The organism is Vibrio sp. 704 (genome assembly GCF_033339295.1).
The window spans coordinates 707,632-721,016 of sequence record NZ_JAWOUH010000001.1 but is presented as its reverse complement, the minus strand read 5'-3'; the positions used below and the strand labels follow the sequence as shown (position 1 = coordinate 721,016).

The 13,385-nt window shown below is 40.0% G+C and carries 9 protein-coding genes and 1 pseudogene; 7 read left to right on the top strand and 3 right to left on the bottom strand.

The features are described 5' to 3' along the window. Window positions 1-25: 25 nt before the first annotated feature. Window positions 26-910 (bottom strand): LysR family transcriptional regulator, encoded by an 885-nt coding sequence (locus R7R24_RS02990; protein ID WP_005388011.1) that lies wholly within the window; start codon window positions 908-910, stop codon window positions 26-28. A 667-nt stretch (window positions 911-1,577) separates the two neighbouring features. On the opposite strand from R7R24_RS02990, the gene R7R24_RS02985 reads away from it, so the two are divergent. Both R7R24_RS02985 and R7R24_RS02980 read left to right on the top strand, forming a co-directional pair. Then, entirely contained in the window at window positions 1,578-3,902 is a 2,325-nt protein-coding gene (locus tag R7R24_RS02985) for an FdhF/YdeP family oxidoreductase (protein ID WP_042520945.1), read from the top strand. A gap of 195 nt (window positions 3,903-4,097) precedes the next feature. After that, window positions 4,098-4,574, top strand: coding sequence for a DM13 domain-containing protein (locus tag R7R24_RS02980; protein ID WP_005376099.1), 477 nt, complete (start codon window positions 4,098-4,100; stop codon window positions 4,572-4,574). A gap of 208 nt (window positions 4,575-4,782) precedes the next feature. Here R7R24_RS02980 and R7R24_RS02975 read toward each other — a convergent pair whose 3' ends face one another. Next, entirely contained in the window at window positions 4,783-5,232 is a 450-nt protein-coding gene (locus R7R24_RS02975; protein WP_054579621.1) for a YkgB family protein, read from the bottom strand. Window positions 5,233-5,379: 147 nt separating this feature from the next. Between R7R24_RS02975 and R7R24_RS02970 the strand changes: the two genes are divergently transcribed. Together R7R24_RS02970 and R7R24_RS02965 are read left to right on the top strand one after the other, a co-directional pair. Further along, complete coding sequence (locus R7R24_RS02970; protein WP_017634635.1) at window positions 5,380-6,180, top strand: PhzF family phenazine biosynthesis protein; 801 nt, start codon at window positions 5,380-5,382, stop codon at window positions 6,178-6,180. Window positions 6,181-6,319: 139 nt separating this feature from the next. Then, entirely contained in the window at window positions 6,320-7,018 is a 699-nt protein-coding gene (locus R7R24_RS02965; protein ID WP_017634634.1) for an aspartate/glutamate racemase family protein, read from the top strand. A 67-nt stretch (window positions 7,019-7,085) separates the two neighbouring features. Here R7R24_RS02965 and R7R24_RS02960 read toward each other — a convergent pair. After that, window positions 7,086-8,678: pseudogene (locus R7R24_RS02960) on the bottom strand (FAD-dependent oxidoreductase); the annotation flags it as partial. Window positions 8,679-8,726: 48 nt separating this feature from the next. Here R7R24_RS02960 and R7R24_RS02955 point away from each other — a divergent pair. The 3 genes from R7R24_RS02955 to R7R24_RS02945 all read left to right on the top strand — a co-directional run bounded on the left by R7R24_RS02955 (window position 8,727) and on the right by R7R24_RS02945 (window position 13,150). Then, the gene (locus R7R24_RS02955; protein ID WP_005376107.1) at window positions 8,727-10,364 is read left to right on the top strand and encodes a recombinase family protein; all 1,638 of its coding nucleotides are present in this window, start codon (window positions 8,727-8,729) and stop codon (window positions 10,362-10,364) included. An 862-nt stretch (window positions 10,365-11,226) separates the two neighbouring features. Continuing rightward, window positions 11,227-11,772, top strand: coding sequence for a hypothetical protein (locus R7R24_RS02950; protein ID WP_005376109.1), 546 nt, complete (start codon window positions 11,227-11,229; stop codon window positions 11,770-11,772). Beyond that, window positions 11,762-13,150, top strand: a complete 1,389-nt coding sequence (locus R7R24_RS02945) for a relaxase/mobilization nuclease domain-containing protein (protein ID WP_005376112.1) — start codon at window positions 11,762-11,764, stop codon at window positions 13,148-13,150. Before R7R24_RS02950 ends, R7R24_RS02945 begins: the two co-directional genes overlap by 11 nt. Window positions 13,151-13,385 lie beyond the last annotated feature (235 nt).

Below are 13,385 nucleotides of genomic sequence, written 5' to 3'. Positions count from 1 at the left end.
CCAAAAATTGACGTGTGGATTCTTGTTATCGATTAAATATGTTTTTTGCTTCTGCGAAGCACTGATCGGTTAGCGCGGAGAAGGGTTCTTGTTTTCGCTTTAACAAACCTAGCGGGGCGTGAACGGCGGCTTCTTCGATAGGGATAATGCGAAGCGTATCGTTCAACTCTTCCAATCCACAGTTCAGCGGCATAATGGCGCAACAAAGGCCACTGGTTACTGCTTGGATCAAGTGAAAGGTGGAGTTACTTTCAATGACGGTTTGCGGAACCAGCCCTTTACTCACAAAGCTAAGATCAATTGAGTGGCGATAGTGCATGCCCTTCGAAAGCAGCCCTAGCGGAATGTTATTGAGTGACTCCCACAACACTTCAGATTCGGCAAAATCAAAATGACGCTCATCGAATAAAACGCCAAGTTTGGTTGAATCTAGTTCGATAACATCGAAGTAAGCGGTGTTGACTTGATCGACATAACACATCCCCAAATCAAGTTGATTGCGATTGAGTTGGTCTATGATCTGTTCGGTCGTCATGGAGAGTATTTGAAAGCGTAACTCAGGGAACTGGTGAGCTAATGGTTTGAGCAATTCCATCGGGTTTTGGCTGGCGAGTGGCACCATTCCAAGCCGAAGAGAGCCGACCAACTGACCACGGCAGTTAGCAGCCTCGGCTTGCAATCCATCATGAGCGGCTAAGACGGTTTTTGCCCAAGCTAAAATGCGTTCTCCGGCTTCAGTAAACCCTTCAAATCGTTGACTTCTTTGGATTAATTCGAGGTCGAGTTCTTCCTCTAAGCTTCGGATTCTCATGGACAAGGTAGGCTGCGTAATGTGGCACAATGCGGCGGCTTGACCAAAGTGTTTGGTCTGTTCAAGTGCGATGAGATATTTAAGTTGTTTGATATCCATAATGGCTTGTTAACCTTGCGTTGTGAGTCACATGTACGGGGGGAACTCCCTAAAAAGGGCACGGCACTACCGTACTTTTTAAGCGCTGGAGCGTTTTAACTGGGAAATGGAAAACCAAAACCAAGTCAAGAATAAAACCACACTCAAAATTGATCTGAATCAAGGCTATTCCTGATATTAATTAGGGTCAAATTTAAAGTATCTATAGTGTGATAGATATTATCTATTATCAAGAGTACCGATTTTATTGAGCTCGTTAAGCGAACTAGGTGGAATCGGATGGGAAAACGATTAACCTCATAAATTGTATTGATTAAAAATGTTATGACCGTCAGTGGAAAAATTCGTCATAGATTTTGTTTATCACTCGGTCAGGATTATCAATTGGACGCATATTGAATAACGACTTAATCTTTGATTTAGATCAAGACGCAACAATGCGAATTGAATCTACCAGTCTTAGAAACAGTAGGCGGGTATCCGATATCAAGAATCTAGATAAGTAAACGCTCGGACAAGCGAGAGCATGTTGAGTGGTTACTTATTTGGATTAAAAAATACATGGATTAGAAACTAAGCCCTTCAATACTTCCGCATTATCTCAATAAATAACGCGCTTGTTTTCACGGGCACCCTGCTTGCTGGTATATCTGCGAGGAGTAAAGTCGTGAGCCAAAAAGAACAAATAAAAACATACAAAGGTCCAGCTGGTGGTTGGGGTGCACTGAAAGCCGTAACCAGAAGTTGGTGGGGCAGTGAAAATGCAGTTAAAAACATTCGCACTATGCTCAAAACCAACCAAAATGGCGGTTTCGACTGCCCGGGATGTGCATGGGGTGAGTCGCCAGATAGCGGTAAAGTCAATTTCTGTGAGAATGGCGCGAAAGCGGTAAACTGGGAGGCGACCAATCGTCTGGTTGATCCTGAGTTTTTTGCCAATCACAACGTTTCATCTCTCTCAACGCAAACCGATTACTGGTTGGAATACCAAGGCCGTATCACGCACCCAATGCGATACGATGCCGAGTCCGACCACTATGTACCTGTCTCTTGGGATGAGGCTTTTTCTCTTGTCGCGAAACATCTCAATCAATTGGATTCACCGCACCAAGCGGAGTTTTATACCTCTGGTCGTGCAAGCAACGAAGCGGCGTTTTTATATCAGCTATTTGTGCGCGCATTCGGTACCAACAACTTCCCAGATTGTTCCAACATGTGTCACGAAGCCAGTGCAATCGGGATGAAAGACACTATTGGTGTTGGTAAAGGCACAGTGATCTTTGATGATTTTGAAGAAGCTGATGCGATTTTCGTGATTGGTCAAAACCCGGGCACGAACCACCCACGAATGCTTGAACCTCTGCGCGAAGCGGTAAAACGTGGTGCACAGGTTATCTGTCTAAACCCGCTCAAAGAGCGCGGGTTAGAGCGTTTCCAAAACCCACAAATGCCGATTGAGATGTTGAGTAACGGCTCAGAGCCTACAAACACGGCGTACCTGCGTCCTGCTTTAGGTGGAGACATGGCAGTGTTTCGTGGCATCGCGAAATTCTTGTTGCAATGGGAGCGCGAGGCATTGCAAAACGGTGGCAAAGCGGTATTTGACCGCGAATTCATCAAACAACACACGATAGGTATTGATAAGTATTTGGCTGAAGTGGATGCAACGTCTTGGGAACACATCGCGGAACAATCGGGTCTTGATTTAAGTGAAATCGAGATGGTGGCGAGCATGTATCGACGTGCAGAACGTGTGATCATGTGTTGGGCAATGGGGTTGACTCAGCATCGTCACTCTGTGCCAACCATTAAAGAAGTCGCAAACGTGCAAATGTTACGAGGTAACGTTGGAAAGCCGGGCGCGGGTCTTTCACCTGTGCGAGGTCACAGTAACGTTCAGGGCGACCGTACGATGGGCATTGATGAAAAACCTTCAGATCTGTTGTTGGATCGCATTGAAAGTCGATTTAACTTTGCCGTCCCGCGTGGTGAAGGCCACAACACTGTGCAAGCCATTAAAGCGATGGAAGAAGGGCAAGCGAAAGTATTTATCGGTTTGGGCGGTAACTTTGCACAAGCAACGCCAGACACAGAACGTACGCACAACGCGATGCGAAACTGTAATTTAACCGTACACATTTCGACGAAGTTAAATCGTTCTCACCTTGTCACAGGTAAAGATGCGCTTATTCTTCCATGCTTAGGCCGTACTGAGATTGATCAGCAAGCGACTGGCCCACAAGGCGTGACGGTTGAAGATACCTTCAGCATGGTACATATTTCATTTGGTCAGCTAAAACCGCGTTCGGAGCATTTGCGTTCAGAACCAGCGATTATTGCAGGTATTGCCAATGCTACACTCGGGGCAAAACCAATTGATTGGTTGTGGGTGATTGAAGATTACGACCGTATTCGCGATTTGATTGCCGACACGATTCCGGGCTTTACCGACTTTAACCATAAGCTCAAACACCCGGGTGGATTCCACTTGGTAAACCCAGCTGCTGAGCGTCGATGGAATACACCAAGCGGCAAAGCACAGTTCAGCTCTAGTGAGTTGCCGAAACAGTTGATCAGCGAAGCGATACTCGAAAAAGGCCAAAAGCCAGATTTGATCTTGCAAACCATGCGCTCACACGACCAATACAATACGACACTTTACGGCTTGAATGACCGTTATCGTGGAGTATTTGGTATGCGCGAAGTGCTGTTTATCAATGAAGCGGATATTCGTAAACTCGGTTTTGAACCGGGCGACAAAGTGGACATGGTGTCATTGTGGGAAGATGGCGTTGAGCGCCGTGTGAGCGGATTTACGCTTGTTGCCTATGATGTACCAGCAGGTCAGGCGGCGGCTTACTATCCAGAAACAAACCCATTAGTTCCTTTGGACAGTTATGGGGATAGAACGTTTACGCCAACCTCTAAGTTTATTGCGATAAAATTGGAAAAATCGACATCCGATAAGATCGCTTTGGTGGAAGCGGAATAGTGACCAAACCGGCACAACGACATTTCCGATAAGCAAACGGCTGATATTAATTATCAGCCGTTTTTAATTGCGCTCAGTCTGCATTTAGTGCGCATAGCTTGTGTATAATGTTAATGACATTATGCTGCTCGATAATAGACAGATAAGGCCGATTTGAATCTAATTTCAAGTAGTAAAACTAATAAGAAGATGCTTATGACCTTGAAAAATATAATTAAATTAACAATCAGTCACTTAGTGGCAGTTTCTATTGGCATTGCGATAGGTATCTATACTTTACCGATCCTTATTGCACCACCTGCGCCGACCGATGAACAAGTTGCTAAGAGCAAGCAAGGTGCAGAATACAGCGCAGTGTTTAAGAGGGAACTCAAAGGTAGCGATGCTTTTCATTGGGGAGAGGGAGAGATTCATTTGAGTTCTGAAGTCATTACGTTGGTAGGAAAACTCGCTCCCGGACCAGACTATAAACTCTATCTATCTCCTAAGTTTGTCGAAACGGAACAAGAGTTTAATGACCTTAAATCTGAAATGAGCTTAATTGGTGATGTAAAAACGTTCGATAACTTCGTTGTTGAGGTTCCTCAAAGCACTTCAATTTCTGAATACAATACGGTTGTTGTATGGTGCGAGACATTCGGTGAGTTCATTACTTCGGCAAAGTATCAATAAACCTTAGCAGTAGAGTAAAAGGCTTTTCTTTTCACTTTACGCTAAGATGTTGTTTCGCATAATTAAGAGGCAAAGACTCTTAAACATTCTAAATTTAAGAGCCTTTGTTTAGAGTTATTGACAGAACCATTCGACTTGTTTCGACTTGTAAGTCGTTTGCACCTTTCAGGCTACGTTCTGGAAAAACAAGATTTCGAACTATTTAGAGTTATTCTCTGTTTGGCTTGTTTCGTTCGATGACGCTAATCGCAATGGCTAAAAATAGAATATCTTTTACTAAAAAGAAGTTTGTCACCAAAACCCCATCAGACACTTTCCATGTATTCGGTGTCGTAATTAGAAAGCTGAGTGTCGCAAGAAAAATAATTGCGGCGGCTATGCCAGAAAAATAAGCGACTCGTGTGTTTTTAAGGCCAACGATTAATCCAATAGCGACAATGATTTCTGTTGCGCCAATGATGTTTGATACGGCTTGAACTGACATCACATCATACAACCAACTCATCAGAAAATGATTTTCAACGAGCGGTTGTATAAGCTTGGCCTCTGTAGGTGTGAATTTATAAATACCAATCCATATTAGAACTAAAGAAACGCCGAAAACTCCGATAAGATATCCAATTGAGTCACATTGACGATGGCTTTTTACGTTTTGCATAATTAACTACATTCTCCTGTTTGTTAGCGCTTCCAACAAGACCTATAAGGTTGGTAGAAAATTTCATAGGTTTTTTTCGCTCAAACAACAGATATTAAAAATCACGTGATACAGAATTACGTGTTTGATAGAACTTAAGGATATTTCGTGGAAGTTAAAATTTTTCAGGTTGACTCGTTTACATCAGAGGTTTTCAAAGGTAATCCCGCGGGTGTTTGTATCACAGAGTCAAGCCTTGATGAGGAAACGATGTTGGCCATCGCGGCCGAGATGTCGTTATCTGAAACGGCATTTCTGTCACTCAATACAATGCAACTTCGTTGGTTTACACCGAGGACGGAAGTTGCTTTGTGTGGACACGGCACACTTGCAACGGCGCACGTTCTGAAAGAGCAGGGGTTATATAATACTGGAGATACGATTGAGTTCGTTACGCTATCTGGGGTTTTAACTGCACAACTCGATCATGAAGAAATTCATTTGGTGTTTCCTGCGCCAACTTTAGATATGAGAGCGAGTATTAACAAAGACTTACTTCATGGCTTGGGGCTAGATGCCGCCAATGTAGTCGCCTACGGTCAGTTTGATAATAAGCAGTTGATCGTCATTAATGATGAATTTGTGCTTGAACAGCTCGACCCTGATTTTGGTGCGCTGCTTAAACAAAAGGGCCGTGGCGTCGTCATCACTGCTCAATCAAGTACTGACGCCGATTTTGTCTCTCGATACTTCGCGCCTTGGGTAGGTGTTAATGAGGATCCAGTTACAGGCTCTGCACATTGCGCTTTATGTGTTTACTGGGCTAAAGAGCTCAACAAAAAGCAACTGAAAGGCTTCCAAGCCTCCGAGAGAAGTGGGGTCGTCCATACAGAGTTGTTAAGCACTGAGCACGTTAAGCTTTCTGGAAATGCAGTAACGATATTGCGAGGATATATGAGAATCGCGTAGCGGTCCTTGTGGGAATGATTTTATTTTCGTGTTACCCAATGCTCAATAGTGAGGACGCTTGAACGCTACTTATTTAAGTTGCTGATTTTTTTTGTAAAAACACCCCTGGCACGGTGGTGTATAACGATTGGAGAGTTATATGAAAACTATCGGTCTTCTAGGTGGTATGAGCTGGGAGTCGACGCTTAGTTATTACAAATTGATCAACGAAGGAGTCAAAGAGACGTTAGGCGGCTTAAATTCCGCAAAAATTTGTATGTATAGCGTGAATTTTTCGGAGATAGAGAAACTTCAACATCAAGGTAAATGGGAAGAAACGGCAAGCATTCTATCTGATGCTGCATCTTCAATAGAAAAAGGGGGCGCTGACTTCATTCTTATTTGTACTAACACAATGCACAAAGTTGCGCCTCAAATTGAAGCCAGTATTAATATCCCCATACTACATATCGCAGACGCGACTGCTGAGTTACTTCGTGAGAAAGGGGTTCAAAAGGTCGGACTCCTTGGTACTCAATTCACAATGGAGCAAGACTTTTATAAAGGAAGGCTTTCCGACCGTTATGGGCTTGATGTCGTCATTCCCGATCAAGACGACCGCTCTAAAGTACATAACATTATTTATAAAGAGTTATGCCAAGGTGAAATCAAAGAGGAGTCAAGGACGATATACTTGCAAATTATTGAAAAACTAAAAGAGCACGGAGCTGAAGCTGTGATTCTCGGGTGCACTGAAATTGCCTTACTTGTAAACCAAAGTCACACCGAGGTTACACTACTTGATACCACTTCTATCCATGCTCAAGCAGCAGTCCGTTTGGCAATTGAAGGTGAATGATCTACGCTTTCTTTCCTGCAAAAAAAGAGAAAACCAAGCACGTGGTTTTCTCTTTTTTATTATCAAGTTATAAGCGAGCAAATTTGAGAGTTCTGTATCCACCAATCAAGTTGCGGGCTTTGTAACCATTGTTGACCAGCTGACGGTATGCTACGTTACCGCGTAACCCAACTTGACAGTAAATCACGATCTCTTTGTCTTTAGGAAGTTCGTGCATGCGACGACGTAGTTGATCGACAGGAATATTAATTGCACCTTCAAGATAACCAACGGACTCCAATTCACCAGGATTACGAACATCAAGTAACAGTTGGTCTTCTGTCAGTGAATCCATTTCATCATAATGAATCGCAATCGCGTCACCTTTGATGATGTTATTTGCCACAAACGCCGCTTGGTTAATTACATCTTTAGCAGAGCCATAAGGTGGCGCGTAAGTTAGCTCGAGGTGTTGCAGTTGCTCTACCGTCATACCAGCACGCTGAGCAACTGCCATTACGTCGATACGTTTATCAACACCGTCTTTACCTACTGCTTGCGCACCTAATATTTTACCTGTTACTGGATCAAACAGCATTTTGAATGACACGGTTTCTGCACCTGGGTAGTAACTCGCGTGACTTGCTGTATGCACATACACTTTTTCATAAGCGATGTTTTCACGTTTCAGCTGTTTCTCGTTTTTACCAGTAGAAGCGACGGCTAAATCAAAAATCTTACAGATCGCCGTGCCTTGCGTACCTTGGTAAGTTTCTTGGCGGCCAAGCATGTTGTCTGCTGCCATTCGGCCTTGACGGTTTGCCGGGCCCGCAAGTGGCACTAGAGTTTGCTCGCCAGTCACGAAGTCTTTCTCTTCTACCGCGTCGCCGACAGCGTAGATCGAAGGATCGCTGGTTTGCATGTATTCATTGGTATAAATACCACCAAGAGCGCCGATTTCTAAGCCAGCTTCTTTTGCTAATTTGGTCTCGGGGCGAACACCAATTGCCATAATCAGAATATCGGTGGTGAGTCTTTCACCATTGTTTAGTGTTAATTCCAATTCACCTTCTAGATGTTGGTGTTTTTCGCTTTCACCAGAGTCGAAACTTGCCACGTGCTCGTTAGGTACGAATTTCACCGACTCAAGTGCGACGCCAAGTTTAAGGTCGATGCCTTTCTCACGAATTTCAGCATGTGCGAAGCCAGCCATTTCACGGTCAACGGGCGTCATCACTTGATCCGCCATTTCAACTAATGTGGTTTTTATGCCTAGCTGGTTGAAGGCTTCCATCATTTCCAAACCGATAAAACCACCACCAACGACCGTAGCGTGTTCAACTTTGTTGGTTTCGATCGTTTTAATGATGCGATCCATATCTGGAATATTGCGCAGCGAGTGTGTTAACGGGTTATCAATACCCGGAATAGGCGGCACAACTGGACCTGCGCCAGGGCTAAGTAGAAGAAAGTCGTAGCTCTCTTGGTATTCCGAGCCATCAAGCAAATTGTTAACCGTAACCGTTTTGTCTTGACGGTTAATAGAAACCACTTCGTTCATCACACGGACATCAACATTGAAACGCGCTAGAAAGCTCTCAGGCGTTTGAAGAAGCAGTTTGCTGCGCTCTTGGATATCGCCACCAATGTGACAGGGTAAGCCACAGTTTGCAAAAGACAACTAAATGTTATACTACATTTTATAACTCCTGGGAATGTGTAAGAAAAAGTGAATAAGTATCATCTATATCAACGTGTTAGTAAGCAAATTCAGGCTGAGGAAGGACAGGGTATACAAAGGCAGGAACAGGCTTGTGAGCATTGGATTTCTGATTACAACAAGCGCCTTTTAAGTGAAGGGAAATCGGCATACTCAAAGGGATTAATTTATGAAGATCGTGGTAAGAGCGCTTACACAGCCGCGAACTTTAAAAGAGGTGAACTGGGGGCTTTGATTAATGATATTGAAAATGGAAAGATCGAGAAAGGCGACCTTATTGTTATAGAGCTAATAGATAGATTTAGTCGAGCTAATGTTGACTTTGTCAGAAGTCAATTTCAACGGATTATCGATGCTGGTGTTAAAATTGCTATCACGAAATGGAATCTTGTTTTTGAAGAAAATATGGAATCTGTATCTAGTGTAACAGGAAGAATACTACTTGAAATTGGAATGTACTTAGCATATCAAGAATCTAGTCAAAAAAGTTCAAGAATAAAAGCCAGTAGAAAATTGCTTGAAGATTCAGGAAGGAAATCTATAGCGAAACCACCTTTCTGGTTAGCTAGAAACTCAGATTTAAAATCTTATACAATAATTGAAGAGAATGCGGAAATTATTAGGAAAATATTTTATTTAAAACTTAACTTCAATTACGGGCCTCAAAAAATTATTAAGAGTCTCGGTGACTTGGATATCTACAGATACAGTTTTGATGAAAATGGAAATCTAATAAAAACAACAAAAAATAGTCCTCTTAGTGAATCATCTATTAATGCATACATCAGAAATACGAATGTAATTGGAAAGTTAGATGGTAAGGATTACTATCCTAGAATTATTGATGATAGAACATTCTATGCAGTTCAAAAAAGAACTCGGGAAAATACAGGTGGAGTTGGTGAAATTTTCCGTAATGTGTTTGTTGGTGTTGGTAAATGTGGTTGCTTAATACGGAAGGAAAATGAGAACGGTTGTGGTAGTTTAGCTAAATGTGGTTATATAATGGCATTCTCTAGTAGGAAAGTTAAGAATCCAACTAAAGGTATGTATTTAAAGTGTAACAGAAAAAGAAAAAGTACTAAATGCGACTCTGAAAATATAAATTATTACTTGGCTCAAAATAAAATTTATAATGTGCTTAAGTCTTTAAAATTTGACATTGACCAAAGTGTAGACATTTCTCACTTAGAGGAGAAAATTAATACGATCGATAAGAGCATGTCAAAGATACGTGAATATATGACACAATATTCTGATGATGAAGAATGGGAGAATCAATATAAAATTAAAAGAATGGAAAGAGAAAAAATTGAAAATGAAATTAAAGCTAGTAAATCACGTATTACAGGAAAATTGTCTAACCTTGATATTGATTTTTCGAAAGAAAAGGATAGAGTTTTATTCAATCAGTTTTTGAAAGATAATCGTATAACAGTATATTTCACAAAGGAGAGAATGGAAATAATTATAGGTTCTTTAAACAACTTTTCGATAAAGTGTGGATATGATGATAGTAACCGTGACATAGATCATATCATTGAATCTTATTCAAAAAATGGTTTAGTTGGAATAGAAGAAAAATCTGGTAAATCAGAAGGTAAGGGATTACTTAGATTTAACCTACCCACTGTACCAGGATCGTAGGAGCATTCGAATATGTACAAGATACAAGACTGTTATACGATTGAACCAGCCGTATCATTGTTTTACTCATAATAAATGAGCAGTATTTCTTCTGCTCTAATTTTATATAGATTTATAACCGCTAGAGCAGAAATCTCACTTAACGTTTGGGATAGATGAGCACTCCTCAACGCCTTGAACGGAAGGTGTTGAGTTAAGTTAGAGTTCTACATAGGACGTTCGATTTCGCTCTAAAGATAACTTCAAGTATACAAATCTTAGATATATATGCATAATTTGGTTATAAAATTTATAGTCAACATAAATATTACTATTAATTATATTGCAATGAAGAATAGAGCTATACCTATTCAATTCTTAATAAGATATTCAGTTTTAGTAAGTAAAGTCTATTTTGTTTTTAATTAGTCTTGATGTCATACTACTTACGCAACAAAAATAAATTACACTAAGATTACTTAATATTTAAGTAATTATCTATTAAATCTACTTACATGATAAGAAAATAAAAGATTTAATTAAGATACTATTTTATAATATTGAATTTTATGAGGTTATTTATTGATTGTATTTCCTATAAGTTTATTTTAAATGTGAGCTGTGCTTTTGTTTGTGTAAAAATAAATATTGAAAATCTTATCATTTAAATTAATAATATAATTATCTAGTTTTGAAGCAAGCTGTGTCTGCGCGTTTATTTGTCCCAAATAAAATCTCCGACAAATACTCCGCCCATTCTGGTTGGTTGCACTAACCCCCTTCGGTGTTAGCGCTAGTTTATCATATGCTGTTAGTCTTAGATCTTAATAGCTATATCTAATTATTTGAGAGGTGAGTATAGATACAATAAAAGGTAATAATTATGAACAACGATGTGTTAGACATTCTAAGAAATGTAGGTGTAAAAGATTTTAGAGCTATTGAAACTGCCATTAAGACAGTAAAAAAAGAGAAATACAAAGCTCGTAAAGAACCTGCTGATTTACAGATTAAATCAGTAAAGACAAATCTCACTGAAAAAGAATATCAAGAGCTAGTTAAAAAGCAATGTGTGGCTGGTTATTCAAAGCTTTCAGCATTTACTCGTGACATCATCAATAATGCTGTAAAAGTCAAACCTATCATTCTAGAGGCATCTAAAGAGTTCTTCTCAGAAACTTCAGAACTCAGTGATCAAATTAAAACAATTGCCACCGATATTGAGAATAGTAAAGCTCTCACAAGAGAAGAAATAGAAAGTACTCTTGTAGTACTAGCGGGACTATTAAGAGAGTTTCAGGCCACTCGTCACTTGCTAGTGAATAGCTTTACTCAAGAAGCGGCTTATGAAATAGCAAAACAGCATTTAAGTGAAGACAAGCTTGTTCAGGCACTGAAAGAATTAAGAGGCTCAAGTCATGATCTATAAGGAACCTGCACAAAAAGGCGGTAAGCATACTAAGCTGACCGCAGATGCTCTCATAAAGTATGTTGCTGGTGACGATGAACGAGTGGCTAAATATTTAGTAAATTATGGTGCAGGAGCGACTAAAAGCGCTGATGCAGTAACAGAATTTATTTATGCAAATAATATTATACATATCCCTGTAAATGCTAAAAACGCACCAGGGGAGATGTTAGATATGGCGCTTGCGATAAGGGAGATGCAGGAGTCTATAAGGCTTAATCCAACCGCCAAACAGCAATTTAAGCACATGATTGTAAGCTTAGATACTAATGAGAGTTTAACTAATTTCCAATGGTGCAAAACAGCTAAAAAGTTGATGAATCATTTGGGTTACGCAAATTGCCGATATATTGCTTTTAAACATAATGATACCGATGAACAACATATACATGTAGTCACATCTACTATCGATATAGTAACAAGAAAACGCATCAAAGACTCTTATAGCAAGATACGAGCACAAGAAGTAATGAGGGAGCTAGAGATAGAGTTTGGTCTGCGACAATTAGTAAGTAGTAATAAGATTGGTTACGATTCCTATGTTGATATTAATGACGCTAAAATATTTAACAAAAAGGCTCAAATAGCTCGTCTGGTAAAAACTGGTATCAATAAGTTAAAGCCACGCTCTAATCTTGCAGAGTTTGTCACTGCTGTTGAATCAACACATTCAAGCCTCAAAGTTGAGCTACAAACAAAGAAGGGGGTTGCGGTGGGGATCGTATTTAATCTCGACGGAGTTCGAATGTCTGCCTCCCAGTTAGGTGGAAATCGAAAATATACACTCGGAAAGCTTATTGGAAACGGTATTCTACATGACGCCTGTAAGGACCTGAGTAACTATGAAGAAGAACTAGAAAGAGCGGCTGCGCACGCTCAAGAACAATCAGATAATGCGCTTAGAGTTTACGAAAGTAAGCAAGATCAAGATATGAGGACTTATCTTGTGATGCTTTCTGTGAATGTTAGATATCGCAAAGAAGTAGAACAATTCATAGATGACATGAAATGGAATCTGAGAGCACGTAAAAGATTAAAAGGCGCTTCTGATGTCGTGTATGTCGTTGAGATGATTTCTATGCTTAAAGATGTCGAAATGGGTTTTGAAACAGTTATTGAAGCGCTATTTTTGGATACTCTTGATAAAGCATTTAGCTGTATCACTAAGCGAAAAACAATGGAAAATGTATTTGAAAATTTAAGCACAAAACAGATTTCTGAGAGTGACTATAAGACTTTTATTGCTACTGCTCATGTTGATATCTTACACAAGAATGATAAACCACAACGAAGTTCGGTGAACAAACTATTAGAAAGTATCATTAGCCAGGATCACTAAGGTATAAATAATTAGCCTAATATTTATAGCTATCATTAAATGTAATTATATCACTTTCTATATATAATTCACTAGTCATTATTTTTTAATTTTTTCACTAATTATTAAAAATCAATGATTCGTCATAGTTAATAAATATTTTATTAAATTTACCCGTCAATAATAATTAAAATTAGTTTATTCGTAATAGATAAAGTTTACGAATCAACCTGTTAAAATTATATTTTTTGTAAAT

Excerpts from the sequence above, each read along its gene's own strand:
- R7R24_RS02990 (WP_005388011.1), bottom strand. The coding sequence starts at position 910 with ATGGATATCAAACAACTTAAATATCTCATCGCACTTGAACAGACCAAA.
- R7R24_RS02980 (WP_005376099.1), top strand. The coding sequence starts at position 4,098 with ATGACCTTGAAAAATATAATTAAATTAACAATCAGTCACTTAGTGGCA.
- R7R24_RS02975 (WP_054579621.1), bottom strand. The coding sequence starts at position 5,232 with ATGCAAAACGTAAAAAGCCATCGTCAATGTGACTCAATTGGATATCTT.
- R7R24_RS02965 (WP_017634634.1), top strand. The coding sequence starts at position 6,320 with ATGAAAACTATCGGTCTTCTAGGTGGTATGAGCTGGGAGTCGACGCTT.
- R7R24_RS02950 (WP_005376109.1), top strand. The coding sequence starts at position 11,227 with ATGAACAACGATGTGTTAGACATTCTAAGAAATGTAGGTGTAAAAGAT.
- R7R24_RS02945 (WP_005376112.1), top strand. The coding sequence starts at position 11,762 with ATGATCTATAAGGAACCTGCACAAAAAGGCGGTAAGCATACTAAGCTG.